General features: G+C 63.9%; 18 protein-coding genes. 7 read left to right on the top strand and 11 right to left on the bottom strand.

Features of this window, described 5'->3' with window-relative positions; all coding sequences use genetic code 11:
- The 8 genes from Q0094_RS10920 to Q0094_RS10885 form a co-directional block, all read right to left on the bottom strand.
- A partial coding sequence (locus Q0094_RS10920) for a TRAP transporter large permease (RefSeq protein ID WP_297619199.1) occupies positions 1–1,250 on the bottom strand: 1,250 nt, incomplete at its 3' end.
- Entirely contained in the window at positions 1,247–1,753 is a 507-nt protein-coding gene (locus Q0094_RS10915) for a TRAP transporter small permease (protein WP_297619197.1), read from the bottom strand. The genes Q0094_RS10915 and Q0094_RS10920, both read right to left, overlap by 4 nt.
- Positions 1,754–1,756: 3 nt before the next feature.
- Positions 1,757–2,788 carry a TRAP transporter substrate-binding protein gene (locus Q0094_RS10910; protein WP_297619194.1) on the bottom strand — a complete coding sequence of 344 codons (1,032 nt, stop codon included), beginning with the start codon at positions 2,786–2,788 and terminating at the stop codon, positions 1,757–1,759.
- Between the two features lie 140 nt (positions 2,789–2,928).
- Positions 2,929–4,116 carry an OsmC family protein gene (locus Q0094_RS10905; RefSeq protein WP_297619192.1) on the bottom strand — a complete coding sequence of 396 codons (1,188 nt, stop codon included), beginning with the start codon at positions 4,114–4,116 and terminating at the stop codon, positions 2,929–2,931.
- A gap of 249 nt (positions 4,117–4,365) precedes the next feature.
- Positions 4,366–5,772, bottom strand: a complete 1,407-nt coding sequence (locus tag Q0094_RS10900) for an aminomethyltransferase family protein (RefSeq protein WP_297619190.1) — start codon at positions 5,770–5,772, stop codon at positions 4,366–4,368.
- A 21-nt stretch (positions 5,773–5,793) separates the two neighbouring features.
- Positions 5,794–6,528: a GntR family transcriptional regulator gene (locus Q0094_RS10895; protein ID WP_297619187.1), complete on the bottom strand. Its 735-nt coding sequence runs from the start codon at positions 6,526–6,528 to the stop codon at positions 5,794–5,796.
- A gap of 400 nt (positions 6,529–6,928) precedes the next feature.
- Positions 6,929–9,619, bottom strand: a complete 2,691-nt coding sequence (locus Q0094_RS10890) for a cation-transporting P-type ATPase (RefSeq protein WP_297619202.1) — start codon at positions 9,617–9,619, stop codon at positions 6,929–6,931.
- Positions 9,620–9,675: 56 nt separating this feature from the next.
- Positions 9,676–11,415, bottom strand: a complete 1,740-nt coding sequence (locus Q0094_RS10885) for a cation:proton antiporter (protein ID WP_297619184.1) — start codon at positions 11,413–11,415, stop codon at positions 9,676–9,678.
- A 345-nt stretch (positions 11,416–11,760) separates the two neighbouring features.
- Here Q0094_RS10885 and dusA point away from each other — a divergent pair, with 345 nt between their 5' ends.
- From dusA to Q0094_RS10870, 3 genes are all read left to right on the top strand, one after another.
- Positions 11,761–12,750: a tRNA dihydrouridine(20/20a) synthase DusA gene (gene dusA / locus Q0094_RS10880; RefSeq protein WP_297619181.1), complete on the top strand. Its 990-nt coding sequence runs from the start codon at positions 11,761–11,763 to the stop codon at positions 12,748–12,750.
- Between the two features lie 97 nt (positions 12,751–12,847).
- Complete coding sequence (locus tag Q0094_RS10875; protein ID WP_297619178.1) at positions 12,848–13,072, top strand: hypothetical protein; 225 nt, start codon at positions 12,848–12,850, stop codon at positions 13,070–13,072.
- A complete protein-coding gene (locus Q0094_RS10870) occupies positions 13,069–13,848 on the top strand; it encodes a hypothetical protein (RefSeq protein WP_297619175.1) in 780 nt (259 codons plus the stop codon). The genes Q0094_RS10875 and Q0094_RS10870 overlap by 4 nt, the downstream gene beginning before the upstream one ends.
- Before the next feature lie 18 nt (positions 13,849–13,866).
- Here the strand turns inward: Q0094_RS10870 and Q0094_RS10865 are convergent, their stop codons facing one another.
- Genes Q0094_RS10865 through ccmI form a run of 3 tightly spaced genes read right to left on the bottom strand, consistent with a single transcriptional unit; the run spans position 13,867 to position 15,823 of the window.
- Positions 13,867–14,109, bottom strand: coding sequence for a DUF1289 domain-containing protein (locus tag Q0094_RS10865; RefSeq protein WP_297619172.1), 243 nt, complete (start codon positions 14,107–14,109; stop codon positions 13,867–13,869).
- On the bottom strand, positions 14,106–14,591 hold the full coding sequence (gene ruvX, locus Q0094_RS10860; protein WP_297619170.1) for a Holliday junction resolvase RuvX: 486 nt from the start codon (positions 14,589–14,591) through the stop codon (positions 14,106–14,108). The genes Q0094_RS10865 and ruvX overlap by 4 nt, the downstream gene beginning before the upstream one ends.
- Positions 14,588–15,823, bottom strand: a complete 1,236-nt coding sequence (gene ccmI, locus Q0094_RS10855; RefSeq protein ID WP_297619167.1) for a c-type cytochrome biogenesis protein CcmI — start codon at positions 15,821–15,823, stop codon at positions 14,588–14,590. The genes ruvX and ccmI overlap by 4 nt, the downstream gene beginning before the upstream one ends.
- A gap of 193 nt (positions 15,824–16,016) precedes the next feature.
- Here ccmI and Q0094_RS10850 point away from each other — a divergent pair, with 193 nt between their 5' ends.
- From Q0094_RS10850 to Q0094_RS10835, 4 genes are all read left to right on the top strand, one after another.
- Entirely contained in the window at positions 16,017–17,261 is a 1,245-nt protein-coding gene (locus Q0094_RS10850) for a sarcosine oxidase subunit beta family protein (RefSeq protein ID WP_297619164.1), read from the top strand.
- 109 nt (positions 17,262–17,370) lie between these two features.
- Positions 17,371–17,691 carry a sarcosine oxidase subunit delta gene (locus Q0094_RS10845; protein ID WP_297619161.1) on the top strand — a complete coding sequence of 107 codons (321 nt, stop codon included), beginning with the start codon at positions 17,371–17,373 and terminating at the stop codon, positions 17,689–17,691.
- Positions 17,688–20,723 (top strand): sarcosine oxidase subunit alpha family protein, encoded by a 3,036-nt coding sequence (locus tag Q0094_RS10840; protein WP_297619158.1) that lies wholly within the window; start codon positions 17,688–17,690, stop codon positions 20,721–20,723. The genes Q0094_RS10845 and Q0094_RS10840 overlap by 4 nt, the downstream gene beginning before the upstream one ends.
- Positions 20,716–21,282, top strand: a complete 567-nt coding sequence (locus Q0094_RS10835; protein WP_297619155.1) for a sarcosine oxidase subunit gamma — start codon at positions 20,716–20,718, stop codon at positions 21,280–21,282. Before Q0094_RS10840 ends, Q0094_RS10835 begins: the two co-directional genes overlap by 8 nt.
- Positions 21,283–21,401: the final 119 nt, after the last annotated feature.

Genomic DNA, 21,401 nt, shown 5'->3' with positions numbered 1-21,401 from the left:
AGCGCCACACACACCCCCATCGCCAGCCAGAAGGGCAAGATGCCGATATAGATCTGGCCCAGCGGCACATGCGGCGCCACCCCCTTGACCACAAAGACATTCATCCCCACCGGCGGGCTGATCAGGCCCATTTCCAGCACCAGAACCATGATGATGCCGAACCAGATCGGATCATAGCCCAGCGTGACGATGATCGGCAGCACGATGGGCACGGTCAGCACCATCATCGCGTAGCCCTCCATGAAGGTGCCAAGGATGATGTAGACCAGAATGATCACCATCAGGATCGCCAGCGCGGGCACCGCCAGATCACCGATGGCATTGGCAAGGTTCACCGGGATGCGTGTCAGCGCCAGAAACGGCGCAAAGAAATGCGCCCCGATCAGGATGAAGAACACCATCGAGGTGGTCTTGATCGTGTCGAGAATGGCCTCGAGAAACTTGGCGATGGTCATCTTGCGCGACCACAGCGCGTGCAGGAAGGTCAGGAACGCGCCCACGGCGGCGGCTTCGGTCACGGTAAAGATGCCCGCATAGATACCGCCCAGAACGATGACCACCACAAAGATCAGCGCGCCGGAATTCAGCAAGGTCTTGAACCGCTGGCCCATCGGCACACGCGCGCCGCTGGGTCCGGCATCGGGGTTCAAGATGGCCACGATCAGCACGGTGGCCACGAACAAGGCCGTCAGCAACAGCCCCGGCAAGACGCCCGCCAGAAACAGCCGCCCCACCGATTGCTCGGTCAGAAGCGCATAGACGATCAGCACCGTCGAGGGCGGGATCAAGATGCCCAGCGTGCCGCCCGCCGCAATCGATCCGGTGGCAAGGCGCGGGCTGTAGCGATAGCGTTCCATTTCGGGCAGGGCGACCTTGCCCATGGTGGCCGCCGAGGCGATGGATGACCCCGACAGCGCCGCAAACCCCGCACACGCCAGAATGGTCGCCGCCGCAAGCCCGCCGCGCAGATGCCCCACAAAGGCATGGGCGGCGCGATACATGTCTGACCCCATGCCCGAGACATTGGCAAATGCCCCCATCAGCACGAACAGCGGGATCACACTCAGCGTGAAGACGGCGGAATAGGAAAACGCGAAAGACCCAAGAATGTTGAGCGCAGCGGTGGTGGAATTGAGCACCGCAATGCCCACCGCGCCCACCAGCATCATCGACAGACCGATGGGCATGCGCAGCGCAAGCAGCGCGAACAATGCAGCAAAGCCTGCAATCCCGGCAAGTGTCGGTGTCATGTGCTGGCCTTTTTGATGGTTTGCTTGGGATAGATCACCCGGAGCGCCTCGAGCAGCAAAACCACTGCGAACAACCCCGCCGAGATCGCCACCGCGAATTGAAAGGGCGATTTCGGGATCTGCATCATGTTGGACACATCGCCCTGTGCATGGCTGCGCACTGCGTATTCGACGCTTTTCCAACACAGCAGCGCCAACAGGCCAGCCCCCAGCGCATGGATCACAAAGTTGAGCCCGCGAAAGGCCGGCCGATCAAACAGCCCCGACAAGATATCGACCGTCACATGGCCACGCTTGATGGCGGTATAGGGCAAGCCACAGGCCACGATCACCGACATGGCCAGTTCCGTGATTTCATAGCCGCCCCGCAAGGGACGACCGAAAAAATAGCGCATGGTGATTTCATAGATCACCAGCAACACTAGCCCCGCAAGGACCAGGCCGCCGGCATAAGCCAGCAGCCTGAGACCCCGTTCGAAGCCGCGTTCAAACGCGTCCAGCATCACTCAATTGACGGTGATGCCGGCAACAGCCAGCATTGCTGCGCCATCGATGCCCTGCGCCGACATGGCCGCGACCCATTCCGCATAGATCGGTGCCAGAACCTCGCGGATGCGGGCCTGTTCCTCGGCGGAGAACTCGATCACTTCCTTGCCGGGTGCGTTGCGCACGAAATCCGTCGCTTCGGCCGCCCGATCCAGATAGGCCTGTGTTGCCTTGCGGCTCAGCTCTTCGCCGGTCAGACGGTCGATGATTGCCTGATGCTCGGCCGAAAGATTGTTGTAGCTGGCCTCGTTCATCACCACGGTGAATTGCGACCGGCCAAACAGCGGGCCGGTGATGGTGAAATAATTGGCAACCTCATGCATCCGGAAATCGAGGATGGTGGTAAAGGGCACCAATGCGCCATCGATCACGCCGCGTTCGAGTTGTGGGTAAAGCTCGGGGATGGGCATGGCCACGGGCGTGCCGCCCATGCGCTCGATCTGGCCGGCCTGTGCAGCCGAGGGCGAACGCAAGAGCAGGCCCGCCACATCGTCGAGCGAACGGATCGGCTTGTCGCGGGTGTAAAGCCCCGCATCATCGGCCGCCCAAAGCGCCAGCACCTTCAGCCCGTCGAATTCCGGGTCAAGATAGCCGCCTTCCAGCAGGTCCCACATCAGCTCGGTCGTGGCCATGCCCTCCGCGCGCAGGCTGGGCAATTCGATCATCTGGGTGCGCGGGAATTGCGCCGAGGTATAGCCGGGCAAGCTGAAGGCCATGTCCACGGTGCCTTCGACGGCTTGACGGATCAATTCGGGCGCACCCCCACCCAGTTGCATCGCGGGGTAAAGCGTCAGCGTGAGCGTGCCGTTCGATTCTGCCGCGATCTGTTCGGCCAAGGGCTCGAGGATCGTGGTGTAGATGATGTGGCCCGGCGGCACAAAGGTGTGCAGGCGAAGCTCGGTCTGGGCCATGGCGGCGGTCATGCCAACCGTGGTGACCGCGCCAAAAACGGTCGACGCGATCGCGGCCTTGATGGATCTGGAATAGTGCATGTCATCCTCCCTTTGGTGTTCAATGCCCCGGTCCCTGTTCCGAAGCGTCAGGCTATGTTCTGGCTAACGGGGTATCTGTTTCCGTCAAGCAAGCCCCCAGCCCATGGGGTTTTCCTGTGTGGCCTGGCCGCGTGCCCCGATCAAGGACGCGTCACTTTCAGCCGTGTCTTCAGATCGGTCCGACAAAAGGCGTGCAGAAAACAGGTCCGTTCGGACACATCGAGCATGTCGCGTGCCACATCGTCGCCTTCGGTCGTTGTCAGATGCACATGCGTTTCCACCGGATCGGCCGTGCCCGCGCGGCCGGTCCCGCCCGATGCGCCCCCCAGCGAGAAATGCGTATCTTGCACCACCGCGTAATGCGAAAGGTCCAACCGCTCCATCGAGGCCATGCGCCCGAATTGCGTCATGAAGCAAAAGGCGATCCCCGCCGAGATATAGCTGACCGCATCGGGGGCACGGCCCATGCCATGGGGTGGCGCCTCTTCGCTGAGATAGCGAAAGATCGAGCCATGCGGGCTATAGAGATGCTGTTCGATTTCCTTGATGCCATCCTCGCGCAGCGTGCAGATGGCGGCGGGGTTGAGCGTGCGGTCTTGTTCGTCGGTCAGGCTGGTGGCTGCCCCCGTCGTGCCCTTGGCCACCGGTTTGTGCGGCGATAGGCCAAGCCGTTCGATCAAGGTCACATCGCTTGGTGCGGCAATGGGGGCGGCCCCCGTGGGCCCGCCCACGACCGCGCCATCCAGGGCACGGGCCGCGCCCGGGGCGATCTGGGTGCCATTGCGGCTGAGCGTGAACAGGCTGGGCAGCACCCCGCGCATCAACCCGTTGAGCGGTGACGCATGCACGGCATTGGCCAGCATCTCAGACAAGGCACCGTCAGGCAGGTCGCAATCGATCTCGACCTCCAGCTCGACGGGCAGCGCGCCGCCCGTCATCGTGCGCTTCATCATCGAGCCCTTCATCGTGTAGTGATTGTTCTGAACAAGCCGCAGATGCCGCAGCGTGACGCCATCGCGCGCGGCCAGCGCCATGATCTCGTTCATGTAGCTCGAAATCATGCCGACGGTCAAAAACGACAACGGGCAGGGGGCCGCGTCATGGCCATTGAGATAGGCGCCCTCATCCGACACAAGCCGCCACATGGCACCCGTGCGCGTGGACAGCACCAGCGCCTCTTTCTGGAAACCGGCCAGCGTGTTGACCCATGTGCGCACCGCATCACCATGGCGCAAAGGGGCAGGGGACAGGCCCACCTCTTCGGGGTTGGCCACGCGAAAGAACGGCGGGGCGCTGCTTTGGGCGATGATGTTTTCGGCCTGTTTCATCTGCGGCGCTCCGGTTGGGCTGTGTGCGCAGCCAGATCAGCATGGGCAACACTTGCCCCAAATGCCGCGTTTTGCAACATCGGCGTCATCGGCCCGCCAGCGGTCGCTGCAAGCGTCACGCCCTCGGGATCGCGGCCATGGGCTGGGTGGACGGGCAAGACGGCCATGATCTTTCCTTTCTGGGGCGGCGTCCCTTGCCGCGTGATACCCCCCCCCCCCGGGCTCTGCCCGGGGGGGGGCCTTGTCACGTCAGGATGATTTTGCCCGCCAGCTGTCGACGGCGTAGCCTTCGCGCACTTCGCGTGCATAGGGCGTGGGGGCCACGCGCACGCGGATCTCGGTCTGGCGGTGTTTTTCGGTCGATGTCTTGGCGGTGGTCTCCGGCTCGCCCCATTTGAGCGTCAGGATCTCGTCTTCCTGCACATCCTGATGCACCACACCCAAGGACAGAACGCGGCGTTCATTGTAGCTGTAACCGTTGAACATCGACATGCCGACCATCTTGCCATCGCGCATCACCATGTCAGCGCTGGAGGAGGCATAGTTGGGCTGCGGGAAATCGATCCACTTGTAGGGCGTGCCTTCCTCGAAGGCCGAGGCGATGACCTTGAGCACATCCTCGGGGTTCCATTCAAAGGTCACCTTCTTGCGGTTGGTGGGCGCATCCTTGAGCCGGGCCAGTGCGGCCTTGCCGATGAAGTCGTCCTTTTTCCAGCCGATGTAAAAGCCATAGCCCAGCTCGAAGGGGTTGACGTAGTAATCCTCGATAGTGTCGGACACGAAGCTGCCGCCGATGGCGCCTGCGGCCTCGTAGCTGTCGGCCCCCAGCCAGTCGCGGTAGTCCTTGAGCATGCCATCGCCCGTGTAGATGCCGGGCAAGGGCGAGGGGATCCAGCCCGATTCCAGCGTGTTGGTCGAATAGGCGCGGCTGCCGCATTGCACCAGCTGCACACCCGCATCGCGCGCGGCCTGCAAGATCGTGGAATGGATATAATCCTTGTCCTTGTAGGGACCCCAGATTTCCAGACCGGGCGCGCCCGACATGCCATGGCGCAGCGCCTGAACCTTTTTCGATCCGATGTTGATCCAGTCGACATGGAAGAACTTGATGTCCGGGATCGGGCCACCGTTCATCTGTTCAAAGATCTTGGGCGCATCGGGGCCCTGGATCTGATAGCGATAATGTTCGCGCAAGACGCGCTCGCCCTCGGGGCGTGACGGGCTGCGGGGATCATAGCGCAGGCGCACGTTCCAGTTGCCGTAGGCCGCGCAGAACATCAGCCAGTTCGAGGTTGGCGCGCGGCCCACGAGAATGAACTTGTCGGCGCGCTCGCGAAAGATGATGTGATCGCCGATCACATGGCCATTGGGCGTGACCGGCACATAATGCTTGGCGCGGTTCAGGTCGAAATTGTTGAAGGCGTTGATGCCATGATGGGCAAGGAATGCCTCGGCCTGGGGGCCTTCGACGATGACCTCGTCCATGTGGTGGGATTGATCGAACAGAACCGCCGTGTCGCGCCAGGCGGCCTGTTCGTTGCGCCAGTTCTGAAATTCCGGGGCCACCACCGGATAGACATACATCCCGATGGTCGAATTGCGCAGCATCTGCACCGGGTTCTTGGCCTTGGCCATCACATCATTCAGGCTGGGCATCTGTGTTCTCCTGTTGTCAAGCTATCTGGACGCGACAAGCGACAGACCGGGCAGCCGCGAGGCCAGATGACGGTCGGCGTTCATCACATGTTCGAGGTTTTCGCGGGCCAGCCGGGCGTGTTCGCGCCCCAGCGCCTCGGCGCGGGCGCCTTCGCGGTTGCGGATTGCGGCCACAATCGCCTTGTGCTGCGACTGAGCGCGCAACAGCGATGTCTGAAAGTCGTGGATCAGCGCTTGTTCTTGCAAGAACGCCGAAGGCGAGGCCAGCGGCAGGCGCATCACCCGCTCGACTTCGCGTGAAATGACGGGGCTTTGCGCCAGCTGGGCCAGCTTGTGGTGGAATTGCGCGTTGAGGGCGACATAGGCGTCGAAATCGATCCCCTCAGACTGCCCAAGGGCGATGTCGATGCGCCCCAGAAGCTCATCACATACCCGCAGATCGGCCGCATCTGCGCCGCGTTCGGCAGCCAGTCGCGCGGCGGTGCCTTCGATCACGCCCCGGATCTCGATCGCGTCCATGATGTCGGTGATGCTGAAACTGGCCACGCGGCAGCCGCCGGTCTCGATGCGTTCCAGAAGCCCTTCTGATGTCAGGCGATCCATCGCCTGCCGGATCGGCGTGCGCGAGATGCCCAGGCGCTCGGACAGCGCCACTTCGGCCAAGCGGGTTCCGGGCGCAACGGCGCCCGACATGATCAGGCTGCGCAAGGCGATGATGGCCTTGTCGACCAATGACATACGGTCTGCTTCGCCCATGTCCCCCCCTTGTGCCGAGTCGGGCAAGACAGCCTCGGCGGTGAAAGGTTAGGATGTATACAATATGGCGTCAACACGCGTGTATCTTCGCAAAAACGCCTAAGCTGCACCGATTTATGTATGCACATAGGGTTGTCTGCGAAAAGCATCCGGACATGCCTGCGCGGCACCTTTGCGGCATGCCGGACATGCGGCGTCGATTTTCGGCGGCGCGCTGGGGTCGGGGCGCGATCCGGGGCGCAATCCCGGCCCGTGCCCCGTGCGGCACCCGCCCACCACAATGCCCGACGGGCCGTGGATCAATCGCCCCAAGGTATCGCGCCTTGCGTGGCTGCGATGTCGGACACAAGACTTGCACCGCCTTGCCCCATCGATGGCTGGGGGCATCGAGCCCTTGGCCCTATGCGCCTTGGCCACTTGCGCCCAAGGCGCGGCGCATCTGTTTTTCCGTTTCGATCAGGGCAAAAAACACAATCCCCACCCCAAGGATCACCAGACCATCGGTCAGCGGGATGGCGGCGGTGGAAAAAATGCGCTGGAGCGGCGGGAAATAGGTCAGCGCAAACTGGGCCGCGAGGGCCGTGGCGATACAAAGCCACAGCACGCGCGTGCCGCGCAAGCGCGACCAGTTGAGGGATGTGCCATAAAGATTGCGGATGAAGATCAGGTGAAAGATCTTCAGCACCACCAGCGTGTTCAACGCCATGCTGCGGGCCACGTCCAGCTCATGGCCGCGATCGAGCGCATAGGCGTAAATCCCGTAGACCCCGGCCAGAAACAGACCCATGACCAGCGTGATGTGCCACAGCAGCGGGCCGGTCAGGATGGGGGTTTGCCGATTGCGCGGGGGGCGCTGCATGCTGCCGGGCTCGGTCGGCTCAAAGGCCAGCGCAAAGCCCAAGGTGATGGCGGTGATCATGTTGGTCCACAAGATCTGGATCGGCAAGATCGGCAGCGCCATGCCCAGCGCCAGGGCCAGAACGATGGTCATCGCCTCGCCGCCATTGGTGGGCAACATCCAGCTGATCACCTTGGTGATGTTGTCATGCACGGTGCGCCCTTCCCGCACGGCCGCCGCAATCGAGGCGAAATTGTCGTCGGCCAGCACGATCGAGGCCGCTTCGCGTGCCGCGGCGCTCCCCTTTTTTCCCATCGCGATGCCGGCATCGGCGCGTTTGAGGGCGGGGGCGTCATTGACCCCGTCGCCCGTCATGGCCACCGTCAGCCCCTGCGATTGCAGCGCGGTGACAAGGCGCAGCTTATGGGCGGGCGAGGTGCGGGCAAAGATGTCGGTCTGCACCGCCGCCTGGGCCAGTTCGGCATCGTCCATCCGATCCAGATCGCTGCCGGTCAGCACGCTGTGGGTGTTTTTCAATCCGATCTGTTGAGCGATGGCGCGCGCGGTTGCGGCATGATCGCCGGTGATCATCTTTACCCGTATGCCGGCCGAATGGCACTGCGCGATGGCGGCGATGGCTTCGTCGCGGGGGGGATCGATCAGGCCGATCAACCCGATCAGGGTCAGCTTGCCTTGCAGATCGGCATCTGACAGATCGCCGTGGCCTTGCGGCATGTCGCGCCGGGCCACCGCGATCACCCTTTGGCCATCGGCGGCCAGCGCGTCGACCATCCGGTGCCAATGATCGGCACGCAGCGGCGCCTTGCCGCCCCGGGGGGCGCGTTCCCCGTCACACAGCGACAGCACCGCCTCTGGCGCACCCTTGACGAAGATGACCACGCGCCCGTCGGGCGCATGCGACAGCGTCGCCATGTAGCGATGGGCCGCGTCAAAGGGAATGACATCGAGCCTGCTCCAATCGGGCAGCGCGGCCGGGGCCGTGCCGATGATCTTTCCCGCAAGCGCCAGCAAGGCGCCTTCCATCGGATCGCCCTCCACCTGCCAATGGCTGCCGTGTGGGGCGAGCCGCGCATCGTTGCACAACAGGGCGGCCTGTGCGAATTCGGTCAAGACAGGATGGCGCGCAGCCGTGGCCACATCCGTGCCGTCCTGCAGCGTGCCATGCGGGGCATAGCCCGTGCCGCTGACGCCAAAAAGCACATCCGCGCCTGCAAGGCTTGTCACCATCATTTCATTGCGCGTCAGCGTGCCGGTCTTGTCTGAACAGATGACCGATACCGCGCCCAGCGTTTCGACCGCCGGAAGCTGGCGGATGATGGCATTGCGCCGGGCCATGGATTGCACGCTGACCGCCAGCGTCACGGTCAGCAGCGCGGGCAGCCCTTCGGGAATGGCGGCCACCGCAAGCACCACCACCATCATGAACACATCGGCAAAGGGCAGATGCGACACAAAATACCCATAGGCGAACAAGGCCGCCCCCACGATCAAGATGAACAGCGTCAACCACCGGGCAAAGCTGTCCATCTGCGCGACCAAGGGCGTGGTCAGCGTTTCGACGCGCGACAGCAGCCCGCTGATCGCGCCGATCTGGGTCTGGGGGCCTGTGGCCACGACCACACCCCGCCCGGTTCCCGTCGCGACAAAGGTTCCCGAAAACAGCATGCTCACCTGATCGCCAAGCGCGGCGTCCAGCGGTACGGGGGTGGTTCTTTTGTCGACGGGCACGGATTCACCGGTCAAGATCGCCTCATCGGCCTTGAGCGCGCGCGCCTGGATCAGCCTGAGATCGGCCGGCACCCGGTCGCCCGCCGTGACCAGCACGATGTCGCCCGGCACCACACCATCGGCCGCCAGCCGGATCCGACGCCCGTCGCGCAGCACCTCGGCATGGGGCGCCAGCATGTCGCGGATCGCCTCCATCGCTTGTTGGGCGCGGCCTTCCTGCACATAGCCGATGACCGCATTGATCATGACCACAGCAAGGATCACGCCCGTATCCACCCAATGACCCAAGGCCGCTGTCACGATCGCAGACAGGATCAGCGCGTAAATCAGCACATTATGAAACTGTGCCAGAAACCCAAGCAGCGCCGAGCGCCGCACCGATCTTGGCAAGCGATTTGGCCCGTGCACGGCCAAGCGGCGGCTGGCCTCTTGGGTGCTCAAGCCGTCGGCGGTGCTTTCGAATGCCGATACAACGGCCTTTGCCGGTTGGGCGTGGGGTGTCATGCGGGCATCGGGATCGATCAAGGGATTGGCTCCGTATGTGATGGCCGTGGTCTGGGTCACGACGTCTGGCTGTCCTCCATCACGATGGGCGCACTGTCGGGGCGCGCCTGTTCGGGGGCGCCACACAGCAGATCGGTGGCCCGGTCGGCGGCATCTTGAAACGGCTCGAGCACCAGATTTGCGCCCGCCGCCAAAAGCGCCGCAGTGTCGGTCGCATGGTGCGAGGCCACCGCGATGCGCCCTTGGTATCTGGCCGCGCGCACCAGCTGGATCAGCGTGGTGCGCGTATCCTCATGGCTTAGCCCGGTCGGGTGGATCGGCACGGTCGATACGACCCAAAGCGCATGCGCCAATGGCAATTCAGCCACGAATTCCGGATCCGTCGCGTCGCCAAATTCGCTTTCCAAGCCCAGATCACGCCAATGCCGCACCGCATGGGGGTTGAAATCAACCCCCAGCACCCGCACGCCGCGCGCCTTTAGCCGCATGCCGATGGCGGTGCCAAACCGGCCCAGCCCAAAGATGATGACCCTTGGTCCATCGCCGTGGTGATCTTCGGGTTCCATGGGTTCGCGCGGTGTGCCGCGACGCTCGAACACGTCGAGATATGGACCAAAAAGCGCGTAAAGCTGGTGCGAATAGCTGATCATGTAGGTCGAGGCCGCGATGGTCACCAGACCCACCATCGTGACCAGACCCAAGGCATCTTCGCCCACATGGCCCAGCGCCACACCCATCGCCACGAAGATCAGGGAAAACTCGCTGATCTGCGCGACCGTCAGGCCCGCCAGAAATCCGGTGCGCTTGCGGTAGCCCAATGCCCCCATGATCGCCAGAACGATCAGCGGATTGCCAATCAGCACAAAGAGCGAGAACAAGATCGCCCCGCTGACATGCGCCCCCAGGAGCGACAGATCCAGTGCCGAACCCAGAGCGATAAAGAAGAACAAGAGCAGAAAATCCCGCAAAGGTGCCAGCCGCGCCGCGATGGTTTCGCGGTAGGGGGTGGACGCCAGCGCGATCCCCGCCAAAAGCCCGCCCACCTCCTTGCCCAAGCCCACGATCTGTCCCACGGCGGCAAAGATCGCGGCCATGGCGATGGCAAAGATCACCAGCAACTCGGGCGCGCCCGCCAGACGTTCGGTCAAGGGGTTGGCGATGTAGCGCACGAACACGATGACCGCCGCCACCATCGCCACGCCCGAGGTCAGCACCATCGGCACCGACCCCGCGCCATGCCCCGCACCCTCACCAGCCGCCCCGATGCCAATGGCCGACAAAACGATCATCGCCAGCACGACGACCAGATCTTGCACGATCAAGAAGCCCAGCGCGATCTGGCCATGCAGGCTGTCGATCTCGCGCTTGTCGGACAGAAGTTTGACGATGATGATGGTCGACGAAAACGTCAGCGCGATGGCGACATACAGGGCTGTCACCGCCCCAAGCCCCAGCGCGACCCCGATCAGGTAGCCAAACACCGAGGTAAAGACGACCTGACCCAGCCCCGTCAACAGCGACACGGCCCCAAGGGAACGGATCAGCTTGACGTCCAGCTTGATGCCCACAAGGAACAAAAGCACCGCGATGCCCAGTTCCGACAACAGGTCGATCTGCGCGCTTGCCCGCACCAGATCCAGCGCCGATGGTCCTGCAATCAACCCCACTGCGATGAAGCTGACGATCAGGGGCTGGCGCAACATGACGCCAAGAAATCCGATGCCCGCCGCCATCACGAGCAAAACCGCGATCTCGCCGAAAGCGGATTGAAAGAACGCCTCGATCATGAGCCGCATGCCTCGTACGCTGCGGGGCGTGGGTGTGTCAGGGGGCTGACCGCGCCTTGGAGGTGTCTTGTCATCGGGTGCGCCTGTTGCTGTGAGATGGGTTTTATGCCGGGCAGTGCAGCAGGTGGGATGATCTGGATCAAGCCCGCGCGTGATTAAAGGGCGGGGTTGACGCATCGCTGTTGGTGACTGGCGGCCGCGGCGCGCTTTGGCCAGATGCCCAAGGCCCCGGCGATTGTGACGAAACGCGGTTGCGGCCGATGTGAAATCAGGCGTCGCAACGCGCGGCGTTCAAGGATATTGGGACCGTGCCGGCCAAGCGCCAAACCCAAGACCCCAATTGTGAAGATCAAGATGCAGATAGATCACAACGCCAGATTGTCGGTTGCGCCCATGATGGATTGGACCGATCGGCATTGCCGGTATCTGCACCGGCTGATGTCGCGCCACGCCTTGCTCTATACCGAGATGGTGACGGCTGCGGCTGTGATCCATGGGCCGCGTGATCGGCTGTTGGGATTTGACCCGGCCGAACACCCCGTGGCGTTGCAACTGGGCGGTTCGGACCCGGCCGAATTGGCGCAAGCGACGCGGATCGCGGCCGAGTTTGGCTATGACGAGATCAACCTCAATGTCGGCTGCCCTTCGGACCGGGTGCAATCGGGCTGTTTTGGCGCCGTGTTGATGGAGCGCCCAACCCTTGTGGCCGAATGCGTCGCCGCCATGATCGCGGCAAGCCCGGTTTCGGTGACGGTCAAGTGTCGCATCGGTGTGGATGACCAAGACCCCGAAACCGTGCTGCCGGGGTTTTTGGAAACCGTGGCCTCCGCAGGCGCAAGGCGGTTCACCATCCATGCGCGCAAGGCATGGCTGAAGGGGCTTAGCCCCAAGGAAAACCGCGATATTCCGCCGCTTGATTACGTATTGGTCCATGCCATGAAGCGCGAATTTCCCGATCTGCATCTGTCGATCAATGGGGGCATCACCACGCTGGAAGCGGCGCGTGCGCATCTGGCCGCGGGGATGGATGGGGTGATGATCGGGCGCGCGGCCTATCATGCGCCCGGTGATATCTTGCTCTATGCCGATCAGGTGATCTTTGATGACCCCAGCACGCCCAAGACCGCCCAAGCGGTGGTCCATGAGATGCTGCCCTATATCGAGGCGCATCTGGCCAGTGGCGGGCGGCTGGGACAGATCACGCGCCACATGCTGGGCCTGTTCACCGGGCGGCCGGGCGCGCGGGGCTGGCGCCGCCACCTGTCGCAAGAGGCCCATCGCAATGGCGCGGGCACCGACGTGGTGCTGCGCGCCTTGGCCGAGGTCACGACACAGGCCGCCTGACGGGTGCGGCGGGATGGTTTCGGGCGGTCATGGGCATGGGTCATGCGGCGCAAACCGCGCAAACCGCGCAAGACGGACACGGGCGATGGTTCCCGAAATGTCTGACTTCCCGCCCATGCTGGCGCTGGTCGCGGGGATCGGTGCCATTGCCGGGGTGGGCGGCGTGCCGGGCGTTGTGGTGGTCATGGCCCTGACAATGATCACGACATCTTGGCGGCTGCGGCTGGCCCATGCGATGGATGGCAAACCGCGCGATCGGGCGCGTGCGGTGCGCAAGCTTGTGATGGCGTTCAACATGATCCGTAAGGCGGTGCAGGGATGACCATGCAGGCGCAGGGCTGGCAGGTGTTTCCGGCCGAACCCGCCGTGGCATCATGGCTTTCGACAGCGCGTCCGGCGGCGCTGGCTGCGGCGCGCGCGGCCAGCGCGATGGCGCGAGCGCTGAGGCATGGGGGCACATGGCTGGCGGGTGTCGACATGTTGGACAATGACAGTGCGGGCAGGGTCGGGCAGGGGGGCGCCCTGTCGGGGGCCGCCCTTGGCGCGGCCGAAGCGGTGAGCGGGCGTTTGCCCCTGCACCGGGCGCAGGTTTCGGTCACCCATCCCGGCTATCCGGGCCGGGACGCGTCCGAAAGCGAGACCGCTTTTCGCTATCGGCTGACGCGCGATGCGGCCCATCTGGACGGGCTTTTGCCCGAAGGCCCCGACAAACGCCGCCATCTGCGCGAACCGCATGGCTTCATCCTGGGCATTGCCTTGACCGAGGCATCAAGGGGGGCCGCGCCGCTGGTGGTCTATGAGGGCTCGCATGTCCTGATGCGGGCCGCATTTCGGGCAGTCTTTCAGGATGTTGCGCCCCAGGATTGGGGCGATGTCGATGTGACCGAGGCCTATCAGGCCGCGCGCAGGCGCTGTTTTCACGATTGCCCCCGGGTCGAAATCCCATTGAGCCAAGGCCAAAGCGTGCTGGTGCATCGTCTGGCGCTGCACGGCATCGCCCCATGGGCCGAGGGTGCCACAGCCGGGCCCGATGGTCGCGCCATCGCCTATTTCCGCCCCGTCTTGCCGCGCATCGCCGATTGGCTGGATCTGCCGTGATCTATGCTTGGGTGCCGTTCAGCCGTCGCGCCCGCGCTCAAGGCGTGCGGCCCGGCCCCCGCGCCGGACGCTGAGCGCGGCGCGCCGATCGGGCAACAACGCCATGACCGCGCGGCGGGCGTCGGGCGTCATGCGCGACCAGGCCGAGATTTCGTCGATCGTGCGCCAACACCCCGTGCAGGTCCGTGTTTCAGGATGCACCACACAAATCTTGACGCAGGGGCTTTCGATCTCGTCGCGCTGCCACAGGGTATCGGTCATGAACTTGCCCGCAAATGTCTGAGCCGATCAAGGGCCCCTTGCAGAATATAGCCTGCCGCGACCGCGTCGATCACCTCGGCGCGACGTTTTCGCGACGTATCCGCCTCCAGCAGTGCCCTTTCTGCCGCAACCGTGCTGAGCCGTTCATCCCAAAAGGCGATGGGCAACCCCGCGAAGCTTGCCAGACGGGTCAGGTTGCGGGCAAAGGCGCGGGTCGATTGCGCGCGCGGCCCTTCGGTTCCGTCCATATTGGCGGGCAGGCCAAGGATCAGCCCGCCGATCTCGCGCTTGGCCGCAATCCCGGCCAACCGCGCCGCATCGTCGGTGAATTTTACCCGTATAACCGTCTCGAGCGGCGTCGCTGCCGACAAAAGCCTGTCGGATACCGCGACCCCGATGGTCTTGGTGCCAAGGTCAAGCCCCATGAGGCCCCGGCCCGGCGGAAGCGCTTGGGCGAATTCCGCGATAGCGTCAAAGATCACGGTAAGCGCCCCGCCAGCGGGGCTGTGGCCGCGTCGATCAGCGCCAGCGCATCGGGCAGATCGGCAAAGACCATGCGCGCCTCGGCAGCGATGGCGCGGGCGTCATCGGTCCGGCCCAGCACGATCTGTGCGCCGATCAGGCGCGCCCAATCCTCGGGCGGGCCACCTTCCGAGGCCAGACGGGCGGCAAGCCCCGCCACCATGCCCTCGATCATGGCGGCCTGATCCTCGGGCGCCATGCCTTGCGCGGCCTGCATGTCGGCGGCGGTTGGTCCGCGCGGGCTGGCGGGTTGGGGCAATTCGGCCAGGGTGACATTCACGCCCGCAAGAAACGCCACCTCCTCGATCTGAAGGCGGATCGGCTCCAGCCAGGGCGCATCGGCGGTCGAGTCCGCCAGCAAGCTGCGCCAGATCGGAAAGGCCAGATCCGGGCGTCCCTGCTGGGCATACATCAGCCCGACATAATAACGCCCCGTGCCGTTGCGGGGTTCCAGTTGCAGCCCGCGCTGCAGGGCGGCCTCGGCTTCGGGGCTGACATAGCCCCCCGCCGCCAGGATCAGCATCTCGGCCAGATCGACGTGATGAAATCCTGTTGCGCTATCGCCCAGAACGGCCACCAGACGCGCTTGCGCCACATGGGCTGCGCGGAAATTGCCCAGTGCCGCCTCGTTCTGCGCCAAAAGGGTCAGGCCCTGAACATCGTCGGGGCGCTGTTCCATGACCATGCGCAGTTGCGCCACCAGATCCTCGCGGCGCGGATCGGGCGGCAGCCCCGGACGAAAGGGAAGCTGGGCTTCGGCGGCGTCTTGCGCGGGGCGGGTCCGGCGGGCCTCATCGACTTGGGCGATGCGGGTCGCGATGGGCAGGTCCGGGTACCCCGGCGCCCCGATCTGCAGATAGACGCCAAAGGCGCCCGCCACGGTGGCAGCAAGGGCCGCGCCCACCAAAACCCGGTCGAGCATGCGCGACGGGGTGGCGAGCACTCGGGTGGCTTGCAGCGCGCGGTCGGCCTCCAGCAGGCGGCGTGACACCTCGGCGCGGGCGCGGCCGGCTTCCTCGTCATTCAACACGCCGCGGGCAACGTCGCGCTCCACCTCCTTGAGCTGGTCGCGATAGACCTGCAGATCATAGGCCGCAGCCGGTGTGGCAAGCTGGCGCGGACGCAGCAGCGCCAGCATCAAAAGCACCACCACCAGCACGGAAAATGCCGCCGTCGCAATCCAGAATCCCATCGATCTTGCGCCCTTGCCTTGCCGCTTTGTGACCCACATAAGCATAGTTGGCGCCGCAGAAAACCGGGCGTCAGGCCGCAGGGCAAAGACAATCTGGCCCAGCGTCGCATTTTGTGAAAATCTGGTCGCCCGCAGTATCCTTTTGGGCGTGGTCCTGCCCCACATCAGTCAGGCAGCTGAAGGGAGCCCCGAGATGCGCCGCTATTCCGCCTTTGCCATCGCGCGCGAAGCCTTGCGCCACCATCAGGGATGGGAGCGCGCATGGAAAAGCCCGACCCCCAAGGCACGCTATGACGCCATCATCGTGGGCGCGGGCGGGCATGGTCTGGCAACGGCCTACTACCTTGGGAAAAATCATGGGCTGCGCAATGTCGCCGTGATCGAAAAGGGTTGGCTGGGCGGCGGAAACACGGGCCGCAACACCACGATCATCCGATCGAATTATCTGCAAGACCCCTCGGCGGCGATCTATGAAAAGGCGCGCAGCCTCTATGAGACGCTGAGCCAGGACATCAACTATAACGTCATGTTCAGCCCGCGTGGCGTGATGATGCTGGCCCAGACCGAACATGAAATCCGCGGCTACCAGCGCACGGCGCATGCCAATGCGCTGCAAGGGGTGGCCACCGAATTCATCAGCCCCCGCAAGGTCAAGGAGCTGTGCCCGATCATCAATATCGACGGGCCGCGCTATCCGGTTCTGGGTGCGCTGTGGCAGCCGCGCGGCGGCACCGCGCGCCATGATGCGGTGGCCTGGGGCTATGCGCGGGCCTGTTCCGACATGGGCATGGACATCATCCAGCAGACCGAGGTGACGGGCGTCAGGCGCGACGGCGGGCGCGTCGTGGGCGTGGACACGACAAAGGGATATATCGCCTGTGACAAGCTTGGCATCGTGGTGGCCGGCCATTCCGGCGTCATGGCAGAGCGCGCGGGTTTTCGCCTTCCGATCGAGAGCGTGGCGCTTCAGGCGCTGGTGTCAGAGCCGATCAAGCCGGTGATGGATGTGGTCGTGATGGCCAACACCGTGCATGGCTACATGAGCCAGTCCGACAAGGGCGAGATGGTGATCGGGGGCGGGGCCGACAACTACAACAACTACACCCAGCGCGGGTCGTTCCAGCATGTCGAGGAAACCGTGCGCGCGCTGATCGAGACCTTTCCGATGATCAGCCGCCTCAAGATGCTGCGCTGGTGGGGGGGGATCGTCGACATGACCGGCGATCGGTCACCCATCATCTCGAAAACGCCCGTCGAGGGGATTTTTGTCAATTGTGGCTGGGGCACCGGCGGGTTCAAGGCGATCCCCGGATCGGGCTGGGCGATGGCCGAGTTGATGGCAAAGGGGCATTCGCCACTGGCCGAGGCGTTTTCGCTGGGCCGCTTCCGCGAGGGCCGCTTTATCGACGAAAGCGTGGCGGCGGGGGTGGCGCATTGATGGTCCGGGAAAAGATGGCAACGCGGGCAGGGGGGCTGTCTGCCCCGCTTCTGGCCTTTGGCCAGTTCACCCCCCCAGAGTATTTGAAAAGCAAAGATGAGGCGTGGTCATGCTGACATTCCAATGCCCCTATTGCGGTGTTCAGGCCTGTGAGACAGAGCTTGCCGCAGGTGGCGAGGCGCATCTGAAACGCTTTGGTCCGGGCTCATCGGATGATGACTTCGAGGGCTACCTGTTCTTGCGCCCCAATGTGAAAGGTGTGCATTTCGAGCGCTGGCGCCATGCGATGGGCTGCGGCAAGTGGTTTCTGGCCGCGCGCTGCACCGCCACGCTGGAGGTCTTTGGCACATATCCCGCCCAAACGACCGAGCCGCCCGCCGATATCATTGCCGCCATCACGGCGCGCCGCCCCGATTGGAGCCTGACATGAGCATCCGCCTTGCCACCGGCGGCCGGTTGATCGACCGCAGCCGCAGCATCGGGTTTTCCTTCAACGGCAAGACCCTGACCGGGCACCCCGGTGACACGCTGGCCTCGGCGCTCATGGCCAATGGGCAGATGATCATGGGGCGCTCGTTCAAATACCACCGCCCGCGCGGCGTGGTGGCCAGCGGCGCCGAGGAACCCAATGCGCTGGTCAATCTTGGCACCGGCAATCGCCATGAACCCAACCAGCGTGCCACCCTGACCGAGCTTTTCGAAGGGTTGACGGCCACCAGCCAGAACCACTGGCCAAGCCTGAACTGGGACATCGGCGAGGTGAACGCGCTGATCCCGCAGCTTTTGCCGGCCGGGTTCTATTACAAGACCTTCATCCATCCGCGCCCTTTCTGGAAGCATGTGTTCGAACCCTTCATCCGTCAATCGGCGGGTCTGGGGCGCGCGCCCGATCCAGAGCATGCCGATCCCGACCGCTACGAACAGCTTTACGCCCATGTCGATCTGGTGATCGCCGGCGGCGGCATTGCCGGGCTTCAGGCGGCGCTCGAGGCCGGGCGCGCGGGCTTGCGCGTGATCTTGTGCGAACAAGGCGCCCACTGGGGTGGTCGCGCGCCGGTCGATGGGGTCGGGATCGATGGCCAGCCCGCCGCCGATTGGGTTACAAGCGCGGTGCAAGAGCTTGAAAAAATGGACAATGTCCATCTGCGCCTGCGCATGATGGTGGCGGGTGTCTATGATCATGGCTATGTGATCGGCTATGAACGTGTGGCCGATCACGCCCCTGAAACCGATGCGCCGCGCCACCGCTTGTGGCGCATCCGCGCCGCCCGCGTGGTATCGGCCACAGGTGCGCTCGAGCGACCCTTGAGCTTTGCGGGCAATGACAAGCCCTGTGTGATGCTGGCATCGGCCATGCGCGACTATGTGGTCAACTGGGGCGTGGCGCCGGGCGCGCGCACGGTGATCGTGACCAACAATGACGATGCCTATCGCACCGCACTGGCGCTACAGGCGGCGGGGCTTGCGGTGCCCTGCATCGTGGACGCAAGAGCCAAGGCCGACGGCCCGCTGGTGCAAGAGGCGCGCGCGCGCGGCTTGCGGGTTCTGACCGGCATGGCCATCGCCAATGTCAAGGGCTTGCGCGGCGTTGTTGCGGTGCAGCTTTGTGCCCAGGACGGCACGGGCGCGGTGCTGGAGGATGTGGTCTGCGATGCGGTTGCCATGTCGGGCGGCTGGTCGCCGGTCGTGCATTTGTGGTCCCATTGCGGTGGCAAGCTGATCTGGGACAGCAAAGGTGCGTTTTTCCGCCCCGACCCCGACCGCCCCCCGACCGACCAGCATGGGCAGGGCTTTGTGATCTGTGCCGGTGCGGCCGATGGGGCGCTTTTGGCCGCTGACACCATGGCCAATGCGTCAAGGTCAATCCGCAAGATATTGCACGAACATGGAAAAGATGCCTCCGATGCCGCGCCTTTGACGTCGGCCATGGCCGAGGCGCCGATGATGCCCGTCTGGGTCATGCCTGCGCAAGCGGGTGTCAAGAAACGCGCCAAAATGTGGCTGGATTTCCAGAATGACGTCAAGGTCTCGGATGTCCAGCTTGCGGCGCGCGAAGGGTTTGAAAGCGTCGAACACGCCAAGCGCTACACCACGCTGGGCATGGCAACAGATCAGGGTAAACTGAGCAATATCAATGGTCTGGCAATCTTGGCTCAGGCGTTGGATGAAGATATTCCGCGCGTCGGCACCACAACCTTTCGCCCCCCCTACACGCCGATCTCCATGGGGGCCATCGCGGGCGAGGGTCGGGGTGCGATTTTTCAACCGCTCCGGCGCACGTCGATTCAGGATTGGCACGAGGCCCATGGCGCGCATTTCGAACCGGTCGGTTACTGGCGCAGGCCCTATTGCTTTCCAAAGCAGGGCGAAAGCCATCGCGACGCGGTCAACCGCGAAATCCTGGCCACGCGGGGTGGGCTTGGTCTGCTTGATGCCTCGACCTTGGGCAAGATCATCGTCAAGGGGCCTGATGCGGCGCGCTTTCTGGACATGCTCTACACCAATTTGATGAGCAGCCTTGCCCCCGGCAAATGCCGCTATGGGCTCATGTGCAACGAGAACGGCTTCTTGATGGATGATGGCGTGGTCGCGCGTCTGGATGACGAGACATTTCTTGTCCATACGACCACGGGCGGGGCCGATCGCATCCATGCACACATGGAAGATTGGCTGCAGTGCGAATGGTGGGACTGGAAGGTCTATACCGCCAATGTGACCGAACAATGGGCCCAGATTGCGGTTGTGGGGCCAAAGGCGCGGGCGGTGCTGCAAAAGCTTGGGTCCGATCTTGACCTGTCCAACGCGGCGCTGCCCTTCATGGCCTGGGCCGAGGGCCGGATCGGCGGCTTTGATGCGCGCGCGTTCCGCATCTCGTTTTCCGGGGAATTGTCCTTTGAAATCGCGGTTCCCGCCGCACAGGGCCGGGCCTTCTGGGAGGCGCTCCTGGCTGCGGGCGCCGAGTTTGGCGCCACCCCCTACGGCACCGAGGCGCTGCATGTGATGCGGGCCGAAAAGGGCTTCATCATGATCGGGGATGAAACCGATGGCACGGTGATCCCGCAAGATCTTGGTCTTGATTGGGCGATCTCGAAGAAAAAGACCGATTATCTGGGCAAGCGCGCGCAAGAACGCCCCCATATGACCGACCCCTTGCGGTGGAAGCTGGTGGGGCTTGAAACCCTTGACGGATCGGTCTTGCCCGATGGCTGCTATGCCTTGGCGGACGGGGTCAATGCCAATGGGCAGCGCAACACACAAGGGCGCGTCACCTCGACCTATTTCTCGCCAACCCTGGGCCGCGGCATCGCGATGGGTCTGGTGCTGAACGGGCCCGGCCGGATGGGCGATGTGCTGGACTTCAACACCACCAAAAAGACCGCAAAAGGCGAAATGCGCACCATCAAGGCCCGCATCGTCAACCCGGTGTTCTATGATCTTTCGGGGGAAAAGCAGAATGTCTGACGCCACGATCAGCGCATTGCCCGGTGCCGAAAGCCACCATGGCATCGTCACCATCCGTGAAATGGGTTTGCAGGGCATGGTGAGCCTGCGGGCCGATCTGGCGGGGGCGGCCAGGGCGGTCAAACAGGTGACCGGGGCGGCGATGCCCGGGTTGCGTGGCGTGACCAAGGGCCGGGGCTGTCAAGTGGCGTGGATGTCACCCGACGAGGTGTTGATCTTGTGTGATCACGCCGCAGCCGACAAGTTGGTCTTTGATCTGGGCGAGGCGCTGACCGGTCAGCATCATCTGGTGGTCAATGTCTCGGACGCGCGCGCGATGTTTTCTCTGGCAGGACCGGTTGGCGCGCTGCGCGATGTGCTGTCCAAGGTCACGCCCGCCGATATTTCCGCCATCGCACCGGGCGAGATGCGGCGCACGCGGCTGCAACAGGTGGCGGCGGCGATCTGGTTCGAAACCCAAACCGAGGCGCGGGTGATCTGCTTTCGCTCGGTGGGCCGCTATGTGTTTGACTTGCTCACCGTCTCGGCCGGCAAGGGGGGTGCTGTCGGCTATCATTGAGACGCGGGAAACCCCGGGGTTTCCCGTGCGAAAAACTCCGGTTTTTCGCATCAACCACCGGGGGCGGGCTTGACGCCCCCCCGGCATGCGCTCCATTTGTCACCCGACACACATGCAAC

This window comes from uncultured Roseicyclus sp., from assembly GCF_937892565.1.
GTDB lineage: Bacteria > Pseudomonadota > Alphaproteobacteria > Rhodobacterales > Rhodobacteraceae > Roseicyclus.
This window is presented reverse-complemented; position numbering and strand designations above follow the sequence as displayed.